The organism is Streptomyces sp. NPDC091682, assembly GCF_044756625.1.
Lineage (GTDB): Bacteria > Actinomycetota > Actinomycetes > Streptomycetales > Streptomycetaceae > Streptomyces.
Map to the genome: position 1 here is coordinate 25,875 of NZ_JBIVTH010000016.1, position 18,441 is coordinate 44,315.

Sequence of the window (18,441 nt, forward strand, 5' to 3'; positions counted from 1 at the left end):
CCGCCTGCGCCCTTTGCGGGACCTCAGCCAGACGAGCGGGCCTGCGGCCCTGGCGAGCGGAGCAGCGCGGCCTGACCAGGGTCACACCGAGGGTGCGACCAACGAGGCTGCGGCCGCAAAGGCAGTGTCACGTGTTCTTGTTGAGGAAGTCGAGGAGGATCTGGCGGCTGGTCTGGGAAGTGAGGCTGCCGTAGGCGTCGTCGAAGGCGTGCTCGGCGAATGGGAGTTCCTTCACCGTCGTGTCCACCTCCTTGGCCCGGAGCGAGGCGCCGAAGTCCTTGATGGTGTCGGGGCGGGCGCTGCGATCGCGGTCTCCCACGACGAGCAGGGTGCGCTGCAGGCCCTCTTGGACGTCGGTGATCGGGGAGACCTCGCGGTAGCGCTCGGGGTAGCGGGCAGGCGTGCCGCCGGTGAAGAGTTCCGCGGCCTCACGGGTGCCGGCGACGTCCTCCTTCCACATGCCGTCGACATCGGTGCCCGGGTAGAAGCCGACGACGGAGAACGGGGGCTTCGGAGTGGCGCCGTCGGTGGCCCGTATGGTGCCGTTCTTGAGCCGGTAGGCCGTGTTCATGGCGAGCGTGCCGCCAGCTGACATGCCGCCCAGCGATATACGGGACGAGTCGATGCCGTACTCGTCGGCGTGCTCCCGCGTCCAACCCAGGGCGGTCATCAGGTCCTGCGGGGCCTTGTTCCACGTGGGGCGCTCGGGGGTGGCCAGGCGGTAGTCGACGGCAATGACCGCCACGCCGTGGTCCGCCAACCAACGGCCAATACCCCGCAGGTCGCTCTTGTCGAAGGTGTGGAAGCCTCCGGCATGGGCGAGCACGATGGCCGGCACCTTGCTGTCCCGGCTCTCCTTGGCCAGGTACACGTCCGCTTCGAGCGCCTCACCGTCATGGGTGGCGTAGACGTGGGTCGCGTCCGGTGCGGCACCGACGGGGGAGGCGAGCTGGCTGAAGACCTGTCTGAAGGAGACCTTCGTACCGGCGTCGCGCGTGGCAGTGAACTGGACGCTCCCGATGCCCAGGGCAGCGGTGGTTGACAGTGCGGTCACCGCGGTGAGGACGCGCCCCCAGCGCACCAAGCCGCTACGCCAAGCCAGGGTTCCCAGAGCGGTACCAACGATGCCGATGAGTGCTATGTGGAGGGGGTACTGTCCGCCGACGACCGGGCCGATGACGCCGGCCTTGGGGATGGCCGGAAAGTACGCACCCAGCATGATGGCAGATGTGAAGAAGGCCAAGACCGAGGCGACCGAAGCGAGAACGACGCGTAGGGACCTCTTGATCCTGCCGGGGGACGAGGCCTGCGAACCAGGTACCGGGTATGAGACTTCTGACATGGTGGCGTTCCTTGAAGGCGTGGGGCGCGGGAGGACGGTGCCTCCAACTGGGGCTCTACAAGGTTCGCCTTCAAGGTCGGTGATCTGCGTCCCCCGGAGGAGCCAACCTGCTGCGTAGCCCTCCAGGGCTACGCCGACCTGCAACGCCGACGCCTCGACCGGAGCAACGACCACCTGCCGCCGACGGTGTATCAGCAGGACCATCGAGGAGCCGACGGGACGGAATGCCACGGCGGCCCCTCCGACCCACTCCTCCATGGCCCCACCAGAGAGGCGAACGGCCACCCGATGCGGCAACCGAGGCTGGCACGGCACGGCAACGCCGCCAGGGCGTTCCCCAGGAACCTCGAAGACGGTGGTGAGGATGGAGGCCGAGCGCCCCGTTGGACGCCGCGGCCACAGCGGCAGTCGCCGGCCCGGCGATCCTAAGAAAGCGGCCCGGCTAGGTGGCGGTTCGGAGCGAGGGCGTCCAGTGGGTAGCGTTGCCGGGAACGACCAGGCCGGTTTCGTAGGCGAAGACGGCGGCCTGGGTCCGGTCGCGCAGCTGCAGTTTGTGCAGAATGCGACCCATATGGGTCTTGACGGTCTCTTCAGCGACGACCAACACCTGGGCGATCTCCGCATTGGACATGCCCTGCGCCACCTGCGCGAGAACTTCGCTCTCGCGGTCGGTGAGCGCATCGATGCGCACATCGGTCGGCTGCTTGGCGCTCGGACTCACGCGAGAGAACTCTGCGATGAGCCGCATCGTGATGTCGGGTGCGAGCAAGGCCTCGCCCCGGGCCACCACCCTTACGGCTTCGGCAAGCTGGATGCCGGAGGCGTCCTTGAGGAGGAAACCGGAAGCCCCGGCGCGCAGCGCCTCGTACACGTACTCGTCGAGGTTGAAGGTGGTCAGGATGAGGATCTTCGTCGATGGCCCGGGGGCGGACACGACCTGGCGGGTGGCCTCGATGCCGTCCAGGCCGGGCATCCGGATGTCCATCACCATCACATCGGGCGCCAGCTCCTCGGCCCGGGCTACGGCCTGCCTACCGTTCTCGACGGTGGCAACGACCTCGATGTCGGGCTGGGCGCCGAGCAGGATGGCGAAGGCCTCCCGGACCATGGCCTGGTCATCGGCGATGAGCACGCGGATGGTCATGCGTAGGCCTCCGTGTCGGCGGCGGTAGTAGCGGCTTCGGACTCGGACTCGGACTTGGGCACGGGCGGGGGGCCGGCATCGCGTGGCAATACCACGCGGGCGACCTGGTGATCCCGAAGGACCTCGCCCTCGACATCGCGCTGGTCGTCGACGGCGACCTGATCGTGCACGGCTTCCTGGACGACTACGTCCACGACATCGGCATGCTCGTGGTGCTCGGCGACCTGGTGGTCCGCGACCTGGTCTCCTGGGGCTCGGTATACGTGGACGGCGACCTGCGGGCGGAGGGCATCGTCTACGGCTACTACAACGACTTCACGTTCGAGGTGAAGGGCGAGGTACACGCCCGAGCGCTGGTGTTGTACGACAAGTCCGCCTCTTACAAGACGGGGGAGCTGGGCGTGGAGGTGGAGTCCTACCATCCGCCCAAGGAGCAACTCCGGGCCGCCCGCGACATTTTCGTACCGCAGGTGTACGACGGTGGCGCGAAGCGGGCCAGGAAGGGCCTGCTGCCGAAGCTGGGCCGCCCGAGCTACCGGCGGGTCTGCCGTCGGCTGCGGGACGGTAAGCCACTGTTCCGTAGCGCTTAGGAGCCCACCAGCCCACCAGCCCACCAGCCCACCAGCCCACCAGCCCACCTGCTTCCTCACGCTCAACTACACGTAGAAAGCCACCCACCTGGCGCGCCGGTCTTCAGCCGAGGAGGCCCGAACCTCCAAAGCGCTTCTGGCCCCAGGCGGAACGGGAGGCGCTGCTGGGGCGAGTCGAGGAAGGGGAGAGGGGGAGGGTGGCAACCAGCATGCGGCGCCATCACGCTTGAGGACTGGGACTACACCCACGACAACGCCGTACCGCCGCCCGAGTCGCTGGCCCCGTCGAGAGCATCGAACAGCCGTCCTCCTTCCGAGCATTGGCTGTTGGAAAAGGCTGGTTCAGTTGACCGCCACGACGTCGGACGGCACCCGGCTGACCGGACCGGCCTGGTACCAAGTCCACACCCTGGCCTACGCCCAGGAACTCGGCCACGACGTCCACCCCATCGAGGCCTCCCTGCGCAGCGAGACCGGCGCCCACCTCGGCCCCTGGCACGACCGCCTCAAGACGGCGTTCATGGACACCCTGGCCGACCTTGGGCGTGTCACCAAGGACGTGACCGACGGCGGATGCCTGGCCGCGATGGAGGACGGCCGGGTGCGCCGCCTGACCGTCCACCTCCCCGCCGCCTACTCCGAGCGCCTCTTCACCGCCGTTGCCCAAGGCGCTGCCCACCGCGACCTGCGCGCGATCGTCCCTCACAGCCGTCGGGGCCCGACGCCTTCGTCGGCGAGCGCGTCGCCGGGGTTCAGCAGAGCGCAGGCCTTCATCGAGAGACATCCGCAGCCGATGCACCCGGTGAGCTCGGCCTCAAGCCGCTCGATGGTCTGTCGGCGCTCCTCCAGTCGACGCTTCCACTCACGCGAGGCCCGCTGCCACTCCTGGTGGCTCGGCGGACGGTCGAGCGGCACATCGGCGAACGCCTCCCGGAGGTCTTGCAACGGGATGCCGATTCGTTTCGCCACCGAGATCAACGCGATACGACGCAGCATGTGCCGCGGGTAGCGGCGCTGATTGCGCTCGTCGCGTTCGGAGGCGATCAGACCGAGCTCTTCGTAGAACCGCAGAGCGGAGACCGCTGATCCGGTCCGCGCGCTCACCTCGCCGATGCTCAGCCAGTCGTCCGGGGTGGCCCGGACACCGACGGAAAGATCGCTCGTCATCCAGAGCCTCCTCTTGCCCTCAAGCCTACTTGAGGCCCTACGGTCGGCTGCGTCGGAACGGCAAGCAGAAATGATCTGGAGAGGATGGCAGTCCAATGACGTTTGTGATCGCGTTGCCCTGTGTCGACGTGAAGGACAAGGCATGCATCGAGGAGTGCCCTGTCGACTGCATCTACGAGGGAGAGCGCATGCTCTATATTCACCCGGACGAGTGCGTCGACTGCGGCGCCTGCGAACCAGCGTGCCCAGTCGAAGCGATCCTCTTCGAGGACGACACCCCGCAGGAATGGCAGCACTTCAACGCTGTGAACGCCGAGTTCTTCTCCGACCTCGGTTCCCCCGGTAGCAGCGCGAGGCTCGGCCCGATCGAGAGGGATCATCCGCTCGTCACGGCGCTGCCGCCTCAGGGAGCCAATTGAGCCAACAGGCCGTGGAGCAGCACATGACCGTAGCCGCCACCATCCGATGCCCAGCCGAGCACACCGACGGCGGAGTCTGCAAGACGTCCACCACAGCACGGGAACGCCGGATCCGTGGTGGCGGCTACAGCTACTGACCGACACCCTCACTGATCGTGCCACGAGCACGGTCAGGTTCGAAGACCCGGCCCTCCTGTAGGTCCGCTCGCCTCGGGAAGAGAACAATTGCCGCCTGGGAAGCGATCTTCAACCGGTGTCTCCTGACTGGCATCTCAGCAGGTCAACGAGTCGGTACCTGACAGAGGCGCTTCGACAGGACACTCGGGCCGCTTCGGTCGACTCCGATCCGCTTCCAGATCGCCACCCTGCGGGCGCACCAGTCTGATCCGTAAGGCATACCCGCCGCCGCCCGATTTCCTCCTGGTCCGCGGAGACGGAAGAATCTGCCGAACACGTGGCACGCTGGAGGGACGTCAATTGACATCGGACATAGGCACGTTTGCCAGCCCATCCGCCGAGCGCCCGCCCTCCTCTGTACCCATCGACTGGACGGCCGTCGAGGACTGGCTCGGACTGCGGCTACCGGCTGACTACAAGCGGCTCGCCGACCGGTACGGGCCGCTGGACTTCGGTGAGTACGTGTGGATCCACGTGCCGTGCGTCCAGCGGGACCGCTTCGACTACGGTGACTGGCTGCGTGCGACGCACCGGCAGGCGCGGATCGAGGCGCGGGGGCTGCCCGAGGTCGAGCGGCCCGTGTTCCACCCCGAGCCCGGAGGCCTGTTGGCCTGGGGCTGCACACGGGGCAGCGACGTACTGTTCTGGGACACCTCGGCCTCCGTCGACCCCGACAAGTGGACCGTGGTGGTACGGCACTCGGGGGCGGTGCCGGGCAGTGGCCTGCTCCGCTGGCACCGGTACGACCTGACGTTCACCGATTATCTGCGGCACACCGTCCGCGACACCTGGGAGCTCCCTTCTCCTCCCGGCCCGCTGCTGGGCCCGCTGCCGGGCGCCGTCGCGCGAACCGGCTTCCTCCCCGACGCCGCGCCGTGGACCCCACCCGCTCCTACCCCACCTCGGCTCACCGAGGCCGAGCGCCGAATCGCGCTGGAGACCGGCACCGGGCTGGACGCATTGCGGCTGCTGTCGCCGCCACCCGAGCGCCCGTACCTCGGCAACCTCGGCAACGGCTCCTGGGAAGGGTTGTTCGTCGAACTGGGCACACGGCTGCCCGGGGAGTACGTGCGGCTGATGGACGGGTACGGCGCCGGCATCTGGAACGGGTGGCTACGTTTCCACACCCCGCTCCGGACCGGCGAGCGGCGTTTCCTCACACACGTCGAGGACACAGCGGACGCCTACCGGGAGCTCAAGGACGACCACCCGGGCTGGTACCCGCTGGCCGTCTGGCCCGAGCCCGGCGGCTTCCTCGCCTTCGCCAACTCCATCGACGGCGACTACCTCGGCTGGCTCACCGAGGGCGAGGATCCCGATACATGGCCGCTGATCCTCTGGCCCCGCCACGCAGACCAGGGACCGCCACTCGAGGGCGGCCTGATCGACACCCTCCTCGACTGGCAGCGCGGCACCCTGGTCGCGCCCGGGTTCGCCACCCCGGACGAGGACGACGACCCTGCCGAGGTCGCGGACTTCCGGCCCTTTGACGACCGCGCCTACTGGTGAGGCCTCAGCTGGCACTCGTGCGGTTGTCCGTCCGGCGGGTGCGCCGGGGTGTCGCGCTCGCGCCGCCGTTGACGATGCGCCGGCCCAGGCGATGCCCCGTGCCGTCCTACTCAGGGGTGGATGAGATGGCCAACGGCCGAGAGTAATGCTGCAGGGGCCCGGTGGTGCCACGTAGCGCGCTGTTGTGGTGACAACTACCCTGCCCTACCCGCACATAGTTTCACCCGGCCGGGCAGCCATCGGTCCAACCGACTGCGTGCCGGAGAAGCGCGGCCGGATTCGCGGAGGCCATGGCCTCGGAGGATGACGGTGGCCTCCCCCACGCGGGTCGGAGGCGGTCAATGAGCGCAGCACGGGCTGGTCGGTGTGGCCCTTGTGTCAGATCGCGGTGCCGTGACCGCGAGGGTGCGTTGCATGACGCGGGCGACGACACCGCCGGGTGTGCACCCTCGGTGCTGCTCGAGGTCGAGTTGGCCCTTGAAGGTCTCGTTGACTGACTCGATGACCTGCCGCAAGGGCTTGAACAGTGGTGCGCCGAGCCGGCTGCAGCAGCCGGATGCCCTGCTCGGCCAACGGATGCTCGAAGTCGCGACCGAAGTCCCGATCAGCGTCTGCTCGGGCTGGCCGGCGACGAGCCCCGGTTCGGCCGCGATTAGGCGAGGGTGAAGGCGACCGGCAGGCCCTGGAGGGTGCACACCAGGTGCAGCCGAAAGCCCCAGAAGAAGCGGCTGTGGCTCGCGCAGTCCACGGGTGTGGAGTCCAGGATCCACACGTCGTTGCTCCACACTGAGGTGTCGGTGGCCAGAGTCCGGGTGACCCGGCGAAGCAGCTTGGCGGCCTTGCATGGCCGCTTGTTGTAGCCGGGAAGCTTCGGCAGGCAGGGGAAGAGATGCCGCAGGTGAGCGTGGGCATGGCGGAGCCACCCGGCCTCGGAGGTGACGCCGAGCATGGCCTGCATCATCGTGAGCGTGACTAGCTCAGCATCGGTCAGCTCGCGGAGCATTCCCGACGACCGGACGCCAGGGTGCATGACGCGGCGACGCCTTCAGCAGGTCGTCCGTCTTCACGCAATGTGCGGTCGTGAGCGGGTCCAACTCTGTCTTCACACTCTGACGTTGGGTTCCCCCGCCTCATAGCGCAACCGATCCCTTGGAATCGATCATCTACTGCTGTGACCGGGAAGGTTCGCCGGGCTGGGTGGTCGGGCCGCGGCGGGCGGCCCAGGTGTGGTCGATGCCTTTGCGGCGCCGTTTGGTCCGCACATCTGGTCGTCGCCGACGGAGTAGCAGACGTGGAAGCAGGTGATGCCGTGGGTGCGCCGGTAGGCGATCGGGGTTGGTTTGGCGTTGAAGTCGAGGTCCGGGGGCTCCTTCCAGGTTCTGGTCGGCGAGGACCGCACTGCGGCCCGGCTGCTGGTTACTGGGCGCCCCCGATGCCGTGCATCTGCCTCAGCGCGCCCGTGCGTCGTTGACGGGCACGGCGACGGCCAAGTGTTCGACCGTCCAGTACTCCTCCTCAACCCGCAGCTTGTCTGAGGAGGTCGGCCGCGTTGCAGTGGTCCTCGCGGCCGGCGTGCCGGCGCGCGGGCTGGAGGTGCCGGTCGCCTACGGAATCGTGGTGGTGCCCGGTTTTGGGTCGGAGTCGACCGTGGGGCGGGTGGGTCGTGGTCTCGGGGGGACGGTCGCGGCGAGCTTCGGGCTGGAACTCACTACGGTTGCGATCACGCTGAGCGTCAACGCGGTGAACCATCTGGATCTCAAAGACTCGCTTCCTGGGCGAGTTGAGGATTCGGAACGAAGAGCGGTGACGGCGCTCCAGTTCGGCGAAGGGCAGGTCATGCAGGGCACCGAAGATCGTCAACGAAGATGAGAAGAGGGCAAATGCGTGCAATGAGGATGAGGGCCAGTGGGGCTGCCGCATTGGCATTGATGCTGACATCGCCTGCGGGAGTTGCCTTGGCAGCGCAGACCGCGGGTCCGCCGGCCCCTTCACCACCCGTGGGGGCGCAGTTATCGGCCCGCCCCGGTGAGAGGCTCACGTTTGCGGTGGGCTCGTACCTGCCGGGGATGAACGGAAACTGGGTAAGTTCTGAGATCTTCATTGAGCACGGGACGCTGAGGATGAACGATCCGGTCATCAGCGCCGTGGCCACCGTGGCATGTGACGCCCGACCAGGTGTCTACCCGGTCGAGCGGTCGGGGCCCGGCGGGCCCACCAAAGGCGCCAAGGGCGATGTCTGGGTGACCGTCAAGGTCGCGGACATCGACGAGAGCGAACGCACGGCGTGCCCCGCGGAAGTGGCGGCCCTTCCCCCGGAGCAGCAGGAGGAGCGCTGGCCTGCGGGTGACTCCTGGCCGCAGTCGCCCTGGGACGTACGGACTTTCTGGCCGGGCGAGAAAATGACGCCCACGGGCTCGGACGCGGACCTGGGGTACGGCGACACTCTCACCTCGCCGGGCTTCACCGGGGAGGCCGTCATGAGCGGTGCCAAGGCCGTCCTGACGGCGAAGGCGGTCGTTCGCTGTGACGCCCAGCCCGGCCTGTTCGAGGTCCGCTGGGTGGGCAGGGACGAGGTCTGGGCCCGCTACCGGGTAGCGCCGATCGACGAGGTGGCCCGCCGGGCGTGTCGGGACCAGCAAGCCGCGCTGGCGGGCGGGCAGTCCGCGGGGAGGGCGGCCTGGCTCGTCGGTGCCGCCGCCGCTCTGGCCGCCGCAGGTGCGGGGACCTACGTCCTGTTCCGGCGCCGCCGCGCCGCCTCCCGTTGATCCTCGGAGCGGGGACCGTATGAGCACTGCCTGCCCGGGAGGGGAGCTCTCCCGGGTGCGGGAGGCCCTTGCTTGCCCTTCGGGCTCGACGGGACGGCGTGGTGACGAGCCCCGCGGAGGCCCTGGAGCTCACCGCCGAGCAGACGCGTCGCATCACCGAGGCCGGCACCGAGATGGTTGACCGACGCCGCGCGCTCAAGCAGCGATACCTCCACCGGGAACGCCCCGCACCGCATCCGGTGCGGGAGGGCGATCAGCGGGTTCACCGCCCCGAGCACCCGGGCCGCCCCATCGGTCTCTCTCTTGAAGGCGGCGTTGAAGCTTCCGCGGCGGCGTTGTCCGCGCTGGACCCGACCGTGCCAGTGCTCTGCCGGCCCCCCGCTGAACTGCAGATCTCAGCGAAGGCACTGCTGACGAGCTCGGTTCGCACGTGTTCGGGGATCGCCCACCCGGCGAGTTGGTGTGGGGCGAGGCCGATGATGGTCGCGATGCAGAACGGCTTCGAGCCGCTGACCGGCAGGTTGTGATGTCGGCAGTAAGGCGAAGGCCACATGCGCCGTCCGACGCGGTCGGAGCACCGGGCGGTTCCGGCGGCGGCGCGGAACCGGTGCGGCCGCCTACCGGCCCAGGGCGCCGCGCAGGGTGATCCCGTACCGGGTGCGCAGCCGGCGCATCTCCCAGAAGGAGAGGGCGGTCACCGACAGGGGTGCTCCGGCGAGAAAGAGGAACCACACGCTTTGTGGGGCGTTGACCGGTGGCCCGTCGATGGCTTGGAGGACCGACATCGCCACGATGACGACCGGGGACAGCAGGGGCGGCAGCACCTCGTGGACGTCAGCGGTCCGGAATGAGTGGTGGACGCACAGCACCGAGGACGTCAGGACGAAGGGCAGCAGGAAGAGGGAGGCCATCCCGGTGAGCAGGCTCAGGAGGAAGCCGACGTCGCCGGCTCCTCCGAACAGCCGGTCGTGCAGGTCGGGCCTGAAGGAGAAGGCCAGCAGGGCCGCCGCTCCGAAGAGGACGCCGAACGCCGTCAGCGGGCCGGGCAGCCGCCGGCGGTACCGGCTGCGCAGCGGCGGCCGGGCCGCGAGCACGAAGGCGCCGACCGCCAGTGGTCCCACGACCATCAGCACGGCGGCGGCGATCAGCACCTCGGTGAGCTTGTCGTTGATTACGTCCTCGGCCCCCTGGCGCAGCGAGTACGCGTAGAACAGCCAGGCCGTGGCACCCAGGCCGATGCAGGTACGGGCCACCTGGGTCCCGGAGATGGCGGGGTCGGCCAGCCGGTCCTCGCGTCCCGGCCGCTGGAAACGGGCGGCCGTGACGAAGGGAGCCATCAGCACCGTCACACAGCCGTGGCGCGGCGCCTGCTCCCGGTCCGCCGGTGGCGTCCCGTACGGTCCGGCGTCGGCCCGTCCCGCCCGAGGCCAGCCGTCCGGCTGCTGCTCGTACCCGTCCCGCCGCGCCATGCAGCGCTCCCGTCCCCCGAGTTGATCAAGATCGAGAGGGGACTGTACCGGGCGCCTTCCGTCCCCCGGGCGCCGGGTCCGCACCCGGGGCGCCCGCGTACTGACTGAGGCATCGCTTCTTTTGGTGTGATCGCCTACATGTGGTCGAGCCGCCGCGCCGCGGCCTCCTTGCCGACGGCCGTTCACCGAACGCGCCAACGCCTCACACGCCTCACAAGAGATTGAGCACGCCCACATCCCTGCGCGCCTCCGGTGTGGGAAACCTCCTCGACTGACACCACACCGTCAACGCCGCCGGGCCCTTGCTCCACTGGAGACAGGGGGCCTGCAGCCAGGAAACATCACCGCTGGCCCTTCGGGGCCGCGGCTGCCGATCACGGCCTCTGCCAGTCACCAGAGGTGGCTGCGCGGCGGGGCTGTTGTCGATCGGGATTTCGTTCACCCGCTCCTGGGTGGTTGCGAGGTTCGGGGTCGTGCCGGCGGGTGCGTACGCGAAGCCGTTCCGTTCCTCCAGGACGCGGGGCTCGTTGGGGCGGAGGTGGCTGGCGCCGCCGCGGCACGCGGGTTCACCCGCTTGAACCGGCCTGCGATCCGGGCCATGGCTTGGTCGAAAAACGCCAGCCAACGGGCGGCGTCAATGCCGTGACCCGCGGCCATCGCATGATCTTCGGGAGTTCACACGACCCCCGTCGTTCGGCGGTTTCCAGGCGCCGTTGCCGTTCCCACCCGGCCCCCGTGACACCGGTACAGCAGCCCGCTGCACACCGATCGGCGGGCTGCTGTACGGGCACTGGAGCCGTGGGGTATCAGCCCAGCGGCAGCTCCAGCCGGGCCTCGCTCCCGCTCACTGAGCTGACCGTGGTGGTGGTGAGGGCGGGGAGGTCGGAGCCAGCGTAGGAGTACAGCGGGTCACGGCTGTTGATCACCAGGCAGAGGCGGTGCCCGACCGGCAGGTCGTAGGAGACGGCCTGGAGGAACCAGACGATGGCGGTGTCGGCCTTCGGGGTCAGGTCGGTGGCCGTGTACGGCTCGTGGGTGATGATCCGGGCGGTGCCGTCCGGGGCGACGTCGTACAGGTACGCGATCACCGTGGCGGCGTCGACGTTGCTGCGCACGGTGAGCCGCACGGTGGCGGCGCCCCGGATCCGGCGGGCCACCTCACCGGAGCCGGTCAGCGGGTCGGTCGACCAGACCAGCAGCTGGTCGCGCTCGAACTTCGCGGGCTCGTACGCCTTGGGGTTGCCGAACCACTCCTGCTGCCCGGTCTTGAGCAGCTCGCCCGCGACGGAGGCGGTCAGGGCGCCGGCTTCGAAGTCCCGCGACCACCCGGCGGTCGGCTTGTCGGTCAGCGCGCCGTCTCCACTGTCGCCGGTGCCGGTGAGGTACCAGGCCTCGCTGCCGGTGGTGGCCTCGTGCCAGGACGCGTACGTCTCGCGGCGCGCCGGGGCGGTGATCAGGTGGGTGCCGCCCGAGTTGGCGACCGTCCGGTAGGTGAACATGCTCTGGCTGTTCACCGCCGGCCAGTTCGGTACGTCGTTGTCGACGCCGAGCAGATGGTGGTCAAGCCACTCGTAGGCCTCCCGCGTCGGCACCGCCAGCCCGGGGAACGGCGCACCGAGCACCAGCCCGGCCAGGCCGGGGCCCTCGGGGGCGCCGTGGTCGCCGATCCACAGGTTCAGCCGCTTCGGCACGGTGAGCCGCTCGAAGAGGTCGAGCACCGGGTTGACCGGGAACAGCGTCTCGTGCCAGGTGTTCGAGATGAACGTCGGGATGCCCCGCGCGTTCGTCTGGTCGACGTACGTCTCTGGGGAGCGCTCAGTGCCCCACGCGATCACTTCGTCGAGGTTCCGGCCGCTCATGAAGTCCTTGAGGACCTGCTGGGCCCTTTCGTCGAACTTCTCCTCCAGCGGGCCACCGGTGAAGTCGATCAGCGCCTGCACGGCCTCCAGGTGCCGGGTGCCGTTGTTGTACAGACTGGTGGCGAGGTTCCCCCAGGTGCTCAGCGCGACCACGGCGTCGACCCGGCCGGCCGGGTCGTGCGCGGCGACCAGTTGGCTGATCCCGGAGCCGTAGGACTCGCCGAGGAAGCCGATCCGGCTGGGCTCGAGGGACTGCTGCGCGTAGTCGATCACGTACGAGCCGTCGGCCCAGTCGTTGGGCCCGGCCACGTCGACGAAGCCTTCGGAGGTCGACGGCCAGCCCTCGATGCCGATGCCGCGCGGCGAGTAGGCGAGCACGTGGTAGCCGCGCTGCGCCAGCTTGAGGTACGCGTAGAGGAAGGGCAGCCAGCCGTACGGGTTCCAGCCGGCGGGCACGATCACCACGGGGTGCGGGGCGTCGTCCTTCAGCTTGATCCTGAATGCCGACAGCCGGACACCGTCGTGCGTGGTGATGCGGGGGAGTGCGATCGTGGCGATCCGCTTCACCTCGGCCACCAGCTCCGAGAGCTCCGGCGGGAGTTCGAGGCCCTCCTCGCCCTGAAGGGAGGCGAGCAGTGCCCGGGACACGTCGACGACGGCCTGGCTGACGGTGTGGCCTGGGCCCCAGATGCCGTTGGTGGCGATGTCGGTGAGCGTCGCTTCGGTGACCGACGGAGTCGGGTCACTGGTCATTCGGAACCACCTTCTCTGTGAACGGATGCCGATCGGCACCATGATCAGATCAGAGGGAGCCGGAATGACACGTCATCAACATTCACCGGAGCTAGTGATGTTGTTGCGATGTGGGATATCGCGCGCCCCGGCTACGCCACGCACTACATACTTGGCGCCCCACTGCGCCGCCCGCAGAATTCTGGAGCGCATGCTCCACGAATGGCATCCGACAGTCCGCTGAACCTACTGCGTTGCCGCGCACAGCACGCTCGATGACTTCACTTCAGCCCGAGATCACGAAGTCACACTGGAGTATTAGCCGAGCCCGGGCAAACACGGGCCCGTCGGGTAGCGGTGCAGGGTCGGGCGTTTGGCCTCGGCTTTCGGCGTGAGGTTCACGGTCGTCTCGAACCTGGCACCGTTGGGCGGATTCGAGCGCGGCCGCCTTTTGGCCTCGGACGTACGGGGCGAGACGCCTTTCTGCCGCTGGAGTGGCCGGCTCATGTGACGTGCGAGTCCTGATCACCAAGCAGCAGGTCGGGGTGCGCATCGGCCACGGTCACGATCCCCGGTCCAGTGTCGGTGGCATGTCAGCCGATGAGGGTGCGCAGGAAGGGCACGCTGCCTCCGGCACTGAGGAGCCCGGCGAGAACCGCGCCGGCGGCCGGGGTGCCGCTGAGGAACGTGAGGCCACCGACGACCAGGCCGATGACGAACCCTGCCAAGAGGATGATGGCGGTGTGCTGACTCACGAAGGGGTCGTTCTGCATCGGCTCGGGCTGGTTCGGCGGGGTAGGCGTAGATGTTGAACTCACTGACTGCTCCAGCGGTGTTGGTGGTCGGACGCCTGCTCCTACGTCGCGTCCGGCCCGGGACCCCACGGATTGATTCGAGTTGGTTCGAGTCCCCCACGGCTTCCGGGAAATCTTGAAAGGATGCGTGGGGTATCCGCGTGCGACGCACATACAAGAAATGGCCGCACGACGACAGGACAGGAAGGGAGAGGACATGGAAGGCGACGACGCGGGCGGGCAGTCCGCGGCCGAGCCTGTTCACGACCTTCGGCATTCGGTTCAACCGAGGCTCCAGGATCAAGATGAGCCCGTAGCCGACGACGGGCTGCACCAGCTGAACGGCGACGACAGTCGTGACGCCGCACGGCTGCAGGGGAGGACCGATGCTGACCAGCAGATCTTCGATATCCTCGCCCGGGATGACTTCCAGGGCCCGCGTTACGATCGGTTTGTGGACGAGCTGGTCCGCTACAGCATCCCGGTACTGCGCGGATGGATGTACTCCGGTTTCATCTTCACACTGCTCGCCAAACGCGGCCACGCCCTCCAGCCACACGACTTCGAACGGGAACTACTGGCGTCGGACAGTGACCTGCGGGAGGAGTTGGCGATCATGACGATAGCCTGCGCACTGCCCCGCTTCAGACAACGAGCGCTCATCGAGGGCGGCTGGACCCCCGTGGGTGGCGCGAGCATCAGCACCTACTTCATCGGCGCCTGCACCTACGAATTCGCCAACGAGTTCCGTCGGTGGCGGAAAGGCGAGGAACGACACCGCCGCGCCCTGCAGCATCTACAAGAGCACTCCGGGGACCCCGTCAGCCCGGTCAGGGTCGACGACGAAGTCCTGGGCAAAATGGTGGTGCAAGGGCGCTTGAGCCGCATCAAGAACACCCGGACTCGAGTGGCCGTGGCCTTGACCATCGACGACTGCCCTCAGGATGAAATCCGCGAAGTCTTGGACGCGGCATCGGTCCGCGTAGTCGAGGGACTGCTCCATCGCTGGCGGACCAATGAGCAGCGAAACTGGGACAGGGAAGAAGGTGACGAACATGGTGAGCCAGGAAGACGATGACTTCGAGGCATTGCTGGAGAGGTCGTCCCTGGGCAGCCCAGCCGCCCGAAGGCTACGCGAGCGCACCCCGCACAGCCAGGCTCGTACGGTGCGCAGGATCATCGAGCTGCGCAATCAGATCGCACACTCAAGTGGCGGCCCGGAGGGGACCGTGCAGGCCGCCCACGAGCTTCTCCAATTCCTCGAGGACAGTGGGTACCGCACGCAAGGAGCACTCTCTGACGAGCTGCTCAGTGTGATCCGTGCCGCCCTCACCGTCGCCGATGCGGGACATACCGCTCAGGGACCCACAAGTCCTGAAGAACCTCCCACAGCCTTCCAGCCGCGCACTGTGACCTTCTCCGACAATCCCATCAACACTGAGCGCCTGCTGCTGCGTCCCCTCCACGATGAGGATGTGCCCGCACTGGCCGAGATGATGAACGACGAACAGGTCGCGGCTTGGATCACTGCTCCGCAGCCTTACACGGAGAGCGACGCGCGCGCTTGGGTCACCGAGTACGCCCCAACCGAACGCGCTGAGGGCCGCGGCATCGTCTTTGCCATCGTCGAGACCCTCACGCAGCGCCTTGTCGGCACCGTGCACCTGCGCAACACCGACTGGCGGGTGCGCTCCACCGAGATGTCGTACATCGTCGCCCCCTGGGCTCGAGGCGAGGGCTACGCCTCCGAGGCGGCGCTCGCCACTGCGCACTGGCTGTTCAGCGAGCAGAAGTTCGAACGCATCGAACTGCGCACGGCCGCCGACAACACCGCCTCCCAGCAGGTCGCCCAGAAGATCGGCTGCCTCAGCGAGGGCGTCCTGCGTAACGCGTGCATAGTGCGCACCCGCATGAACGACGGCGCTTGGACCGCCGTACGCACCGACTTCATCGTCTGGAGCCTTCTGCCGGAGGACCTTGACGGAGCCGTGGAGCAACTGGCCGATACCAGCAGTCTGACGCGCTACTCGGACTGGCACTGAGGGTTTGTAGCCCAGATAGCCACGACCGGACATACGGACGCCCCCGCAACCCAGAGGTGCGAGGGCACCCGTGTGCTGCGTGTGAGCCCTTCTGCGCGGCGATCGCGGCCTTCCCGCTTGCCGCACCCGGCCGGCGAAGCGGCATGGCCGTTGAAAGCGGAGCCCTTTCCGAGCTCATCTCGAGGCGTGGTGAAGGACAAGGACTGCCTTCACGCGTACGGAGCGGGGGAGAGCGGAGAGGTCGAGGTCTTCGGGCACGTAGCGCGGGCGCCCTTCGTGCCGCGCCCGCTGCCCGAGTGCGGGCAACAGGCCTTCGGGGTAGGCGTGCAGAGGGGCAGCGGTTGACGTCCGGCCCGGGGCCGGCCGCGACGGCATGTCGGCCCGGGGAGTTGCGGCCTGCTCGCGGAGGCGTCCCGCGTTGGCTGGGTTGTCGTCGAGGGCCTCCACCACGTGGTGGAGGTTGCCCCGGAAGATCAGACGCCGACCGGTGAAAGGTGCTGATTTCCTTGCGAGGTCCCTGGCGTATACCTGTACCGGACCGAGGGCACGCACTTCGGCCGGCACGGGAACTTCTGGACCCTCCCGACGTTCTACTCCCGGACCCGCTAACTGACCGGCTGACCTGACCCCCTGAAGGAGCGCGCATGCGGACAATGGATTCCGACGCCCGGCGGCTTTTGGCCGTGGCGGTCGAGGTGGCGCGGGTGCGTCACGGTGTCGCTGTCGAACCTCGAGACTTGGCGGTCGCCCACGTCCTGCGCGAGTTGACCCCGGCAGGCGAGTCCCCCACTATCTCCGCCCAGAACAGCACCTCACCGCCTCAGATCCGCATGTCTCCCGAAGTCGAGGAGGTTCTCGCGCTGAAAACAGACGAGCCCGTCGTATTGGGCGAGTTCCTGGCCCTGGCCGAAAAGTCCGGACCGGAGCTGTGCGAGTACCTCGGAGTGAAGTGAAGAAGCGATACCTGGCCGCCGTCCTTCCCCTTGTCCTGACCAGCTGTGGAGGGGGGCGGCGGTCCTTCGTTGCCAAGGGATCTGGAGCGGTCCGGGTGGCAGAGCGAACCCGTGCTGAAGGGCGCCGAGATGGAACGGGGCCAGGCCTCGCCGGCCGCCTGCGACAAGCTCTTCACCCTGCTTGGTCACGAGGAGGACACTGACGCCTTCCGCGGCTTCAAGAAGGGCGAGGCCCCGTACCCCCTAGTCCGCGAGTGGAACGGCAACGGCGTCCCCTCCGACCTTACGCAGGTTGCCGAGGCCTGCCCGGCGATGAGCATGGCCTGCGGACCGACCACGCTCACGTATACGGTCGTCATCGAGGAGAAGAGCGGCACGACGCGGCTACGGCTGACGGCGACGGCGTCCGGCTAGAGGGTCGCAGAGATGGTCCTGGGCTCCTGCGTAGCCTCTGCCCGCAGCGCCTCACGGAGATACAGCGCGAGGTGGTGGCCGCCGTGAGAAACCCGGCGAAGAACATCTTCATCGCCTCCGAGCACCTTGCCCAGCCCAGGGCCGAGAGAGGGTTCGCCGACGTGCTGCCGGAGGACATGACTCGCAAACAGACGAGGGAACTCGCGGCCCGCTACAACGGCGGCCCCTCCTACGAAAGCAGCAGCGTGCAGGCATACGGCCGTCTACTCGACGGCAACCTGGATGACGCGGGGAGAGCATTGCGGTGAACGAGACGAGGACCATGACCCAGCAGCACCTCAGGAGCCCCTCGCATCAGATAGGCGCTGTCGTGTGCGCCATCCTCCTGACCTTGGGCGGCCTGGCGAGCGGATACTTCCTCCTGCTCGCCTACGCTGCGGAACCCGCCGGCCCCTGGGACAGCGAAGGCGTCGCCCACTCCCATTTCGCGGCCGGCCTGGCCCTGGCCCTTGCCGCCGTGATCGCACTCCTCACGTGGGTGTTCGTGAAGGCCGAGTGGCTGCGCAGATGGTGGTTGACCCTGCCGGCACTGCTGGCCTTCGCCGCGATCCTGCGCCTTACCCTCCTCACGCCTGAGCTCTGACGCCGTGGACGAGTTGATTCTGGTCGCGTGCTGAGGAACTCGGAGGCTGGACAGAGGAGGTGGCGCAGCGCACCTCCACGGTCTCCCGGAAACGGCCCTCGGCAGGGCGCAGATACGGGCGAAGTCCGCGAGGTCGACGCTTCCACCACCGGCGCCGGGAGGCAGAAACGGGCTCAGTGCGACGGCCAGCAGCCGCACTGTGGCCGGCTGTGTGCGGGTGGCGGGGGAGTGGGCCGGTGGACGGACGGGTTGCTTCCGCCCCCGTGGCGCTGCCAACCGCGTACAGGACCCCGGCTGCCGTCACACTTCGCCGGTCACTACTCCGGTCGGCCGCACTCAGCCCTCTGCTGCACCCTGCGCCGGTGGACGTGCGATCACACCTTCCGAGACGGCCGCGAACAGCGCGTGTGAGGACGTGGACG

Annotated in this window: 20 protein-coding genes and 1 pseudogene; 13 read left to right on the forward strand and 8 right to left on the reverse strand. The window is 68.2% G+C overall.

Annotated elements, in window-relative coordinates:
- Positions 1-127: 127 nt before the first annotated feature.
- Positions 128-1,342, reverse strand: a complete 1,215-nt coding sequence (locus ACIQK6_RS30945; protein ID WP_402695965.1) for an alpha/beta hydrolase — start codon at positions 1,340-1,342, stop codon at positions 128-130.
- 442 nt (positions 1,343-1,784) lie between these two features.
- On the reverse strand, positions 1,785-2,486 hold the full coding sequence (locus ACIQK6_RS30950) for a response regulator transcription factor (protein WP_329106778.1): 702 nt from the start codon (positions 2,484-2,486) through the stop codon (positions 1,785-1,787).
- 107 nt (positions 2,487-2,593) lie between these two features.
- On the opposite strand from ACIQK6_RS30950, the gene ACIQK6_RS30955 reads away from it, so the two are divergent.
- Both ACIQK6_RS30955 and ACIQK6_RS30960 read left to right on the forward strand, forming a co-directional pair.
- The gene (locus ACIQK6_RS30955; protein WP_329106780.1) at positions 2,594-3,076 is read left to right on the forward strand and encodes a hypothetical protein; all 483 of its coding nucleotides are present in this window, start codon (positions 2,594-2,596) and stop codon (positions 3,074-3,076) included.
- A gap of 358 nt (positions 3,077-3,434) precedes the next feature.
- Positions 3,435-3,668, forward strand: a pseudogene (locus ACIQK6_RS30960) (transcriptional regulator); the annotation flags it as partial.
- A 110-nt stretch (positions 3,669-3,778) separates the two neighbouring features.
- Here the strand turns inward: ACIQK6_RS30960 and soxR are convergent.
- Entirely contained in the window at positions 3,779-4,243 is a 465-nt protein-coding gene (gene soxR, locus ACIQK6_RS30965) for a redox-sensitive transcriptional activator SoxR (protein WP_329106781.1), read from the reverse strand.
- Positions 4,244-4,338: 95 nt separating this feature from the next.
- Here soxR and fdxA point away from each other — a divergent pair, with 95 nt between their 5' ends.
- Entirely contained in the window at positions 4,339-4,662 is a 324-nt protein-coding gene (fdxA, locus tag ACIQK6_RS30970; RefSeq protein WP_329106783.1) for a ferredoxin, read from the forward strand.
- Positions 4,663-5,139: 477 nt separating this feature from the next.
- Complete coding sequence (locus ACIQK6_RS30975; protein ID WP_329106785.1) at positions 5,140-6,348, forward strand: SMI1/KNR4 family protein; 1,209 nt, start codon at positions 5,140-5,142, stop codon at positions 6,346-6,348.
- Between the two features lie 652 nt (positions 6,349-7,000).
- On the opposite strand, the gene ACIQK6_RS30980 is transcribed toward ACIQK6_RS30975, so the two are convergent.
- Positions 7,001-7,378, reverse strand: a complete 378-nt coding sequence (locus tag ACIQK6_RS30980; RefSeq protein ID WP_329106788.1) for a hypothetical protein — start codon at positions 7,376-7,378, stop codon at positions 7,001-7,003.
- A gap of 497 nt (positions 7,379-7,875) precedes the next feature.
- Between ACIQK6_RS30980 and ACIQK6_RS30985 the strand changes: the two genes are divergently transcribed.
- The 3 genes from ACIQK6_RS30985 (at position 7,876) to ACIQK6_RS30995 (ending at position 9,640) form a co-directional block, all read left to right on the forward strand.
- Complete coding sequence (locus ACIQK6_RS30985) at positions 7,876-8,217, forward strand: hypothetical protein (protein ID WP_329106790.1); 342 nt, start codon at positions 7,876-7,878, stop codon at positions 8,215-8,217.
- A gap of 251 nt (positions 8,218-8,468) precedes the next feature.
- Positions 8,469-9,113, forward strand: coding sequence for a hypothetical protein (locus ACIQK6_RS30990; RefSeq protein ID WP_329106792.1), 645 nt, complete (start codon positions 8,469-8,471; stop codon positions 9,111-9,113).
- 101 nt (positions 9,114-9,214) lie between these two features.
- Complete coding sequence (locus ACIQK6_RS30995; RefSeq protein WP_402695969.1) at positions 9,215-9,640, forward strand: hypothetical protein; 426 nt, start codon at positions 9,215-9,217, stop codon at positions 9,638-9,640.
- Positions 9,641-9,730: 90 nt separating this feature from the next.
- Here ACIQK6_RS30995 and ACIQK6_RS31000 read toward each other — a convergent pair whose 3' ends face one another.
- From ACIQK6_RS31000 to ACIQK6_RS31015, 4 genes are all read right to left on the reverse strand, one after another.
- Positions 9,731-10,582, reverse strand: coding sequence for a hypothetical protein (locus ACIQK6_RS31000; protein ID WP_329106797.1), 852 nt, complete (start codon positions 10,580-10,582; stop codon positions 9,731-9,733).
- Positions 10,583-10,793: 211 nt separating this feature from the next.
- Positions 10,794-11,207 (reverse strand): DUF6087 family protein, encoded by a 414-nt coding sequence (locus tag ACIQK6_RS31005; RefSeq protein WP_329106799.1) that lies wholly within the window; start codon positions 11,205-11,207, stop codon positions 10,794-10,796.
- A gap of 181 nt (positions 11,208-11,388) precedes the next feature.
- Positions 11,389-13,194 (reverse strand): alpha/beta fold hydrolase, encoded by a 1,806-nt coding sequence (locus ACIQK6_RS31010; RefSeq protein ID WP_329106801.1) that lies wholly within the window; start codon positions 13,192-13,194, stop codon positions 11,389-11,391.
- Between the two features lie 572 nt (positions 13,195-13,766).
- On the reverse strand, positions 13,767-13,991 hold the full coding sequence (locus ACIQK6_RS31015; RefSeq protein ID WP_402695970.1) for a hypothetical protein: 225 nt from the start codon (positions 13,989-13,991) through the stop codon (positions 13,767-13,769).
- Between the two features lie 193 nt (positions 13,992-14,184).
- Between ACIQK6_RS31015 and ACIQK6_RS31020 the strand changes: the two genes are divergently transcribed.
- From ACIQK6_RS31020 to ACIQK6_RS31045, 6 genes are all read left to right on the forward strand, one after another.
- Positions 14,185-15,045 carry a hypothetical protein gene (locus ACIQK6_RS31020; protein ID WP_402695971.1) on the forward strand — a complete coding sequence of 287 codons (861 nt, stop codon included), beginning with the start codon at positions 14,185-14,187 and terminating at the stop codon, positions 15,043-15,045.
- A 331-nt stretch (positions 15,046-15,376) separates the two neighbouring features.
- The gene (locus tag ACIQK6_RS31025; RefSeq protein ID WP_329108265.1) at positions 15,377-16,009 is read left to right on the forward strand and encodes a GNAT family N-acetyltransferase; all 633 of its coding nucleotides are present in this window, start codon (positions 15,377-15,379) and stop codon (positions 16,007-16,009) included.
- Between the two features lie 653 nt (positions 16,010-16,662).
- Complete coding sequence (locus tag ACIQK6_RS31030; RefSeq protein ID WP_329106807.1) at positions 16,663-16,962, forward strand: hypothetical protein; 300 nt, start codon at positions 16,663-16,665, stop codon at positions 16,960-16,962.
- Between the two features lie 111 nt (positions 16,963-17,073).
- Positions 17,074-17,376 (forward strand): hypothetical protein, encoded by a 303-nt coding sequence (locus ACIQK6_RS31035; protein ID WP_329106809.1) that lies wholly within the window; start codon positions 17,074-17,076, stop codon positions 17,374-17,376.
- Positions 17,377-17,447: 71 nt separating this feature from the next.
- Positions 17,448-17,684: a hypothetical protein gene (locus ACIQK6_RS31040; protein ID WP_329106811.1), complete on the forward strand. Its 237-nt coding sequence runs from the start codon at positions 17,448-17,450 to the stop codon at positions 17,682-17,684.
- Positions 17,681-18,019 carry a hypothetical protein gene (locus ACIQK6_RS31045; RefSeq protein ID WP_402695973.1) on the forward strand — a complete coding sequence of 113 codons (339 nt, stop codon included), beginning with the start codon at positions 17,681-17,683 and terminating at the stop codon, positions 18,017-18,019. Before ACIQK6_RS31040 ends, ACIQK6_RS31045 begins: the two co-directional genes overlap by 4 nt.
- Positions 18,020-18,441 lie beyond the last annotated feature (422 nt).

Coding starts and splice junctions, on each gene's coding strand:
- ACIQK6_RS30945 (WP_402695965.1), bottom strand. CDS start 1,342: ATGTCAGAAGTCTCATACCCGGTACCTGGTTCGCAGGCCTCGTCCCCC.
- ACIQK6_RS30950 (WP_329106778.1), bottom strand. CDS start 2,486: ATGACCATCCGCGTGCTCATCGCCGATGACCAGGCCATGGTCCGGGAG.
- soxR (WP_329106781.1), bottom strand. CDS start 4,243: ATGACGAGCGATCTTTCCGTCGGTGTCCGGGCCACCCCGGACGACTGG.
- fdxA (WP_329106783.1), top strand. CDS start 4,339: ATGACGTTTGTGATCGCGTTGCCCTGTGTCGACGTGAAGGACAAGGCA.
- ACIQK6_RS30980 (WP_329106788.1), bottom strand. CDS start 7,378: ATGCACCCTGGCGTCCGGTCGTCGGGAATGCTCCGCGAGCTGACCGAT.
- ACIQK6_RS30990 (WP_329106792.1), top strand. CDS start 8,469: ATGAACGATCCGGTCATCAGCGCCGTGGCCACCGTGGCATGTGACGCC.
- ACIQK6_RS31000 (WP_329106797.1), bottom strand. CDS start 10,582: ATGGCGCGGCGGGACGGGTACGAGCAGCAGCCGGACGGCTGGCCTCGG.
- ACIQK6_RS31010 (WP_329106801.1), bottom strand. CDS start 13,194: ATGACCAGTGACCCGACTCCGTCGGTCACCGAAGCGACGCTCACCGAC.
- ACIQK6_RS31020 (WP_402695971.1), top strand. CDS start 14,185: ATGGAAGGCGACGACGCGGGCGGGCAGTCCGCGGCCGAGCCTGTTCAC.
- ACIQK6_RS31030 (WP_329106807.1), top strand. CDS start 16,663: ATGGATTCCGACGCCCGGCGGCTTTTGGCCGTGGCGGTCGAGGTGGCG.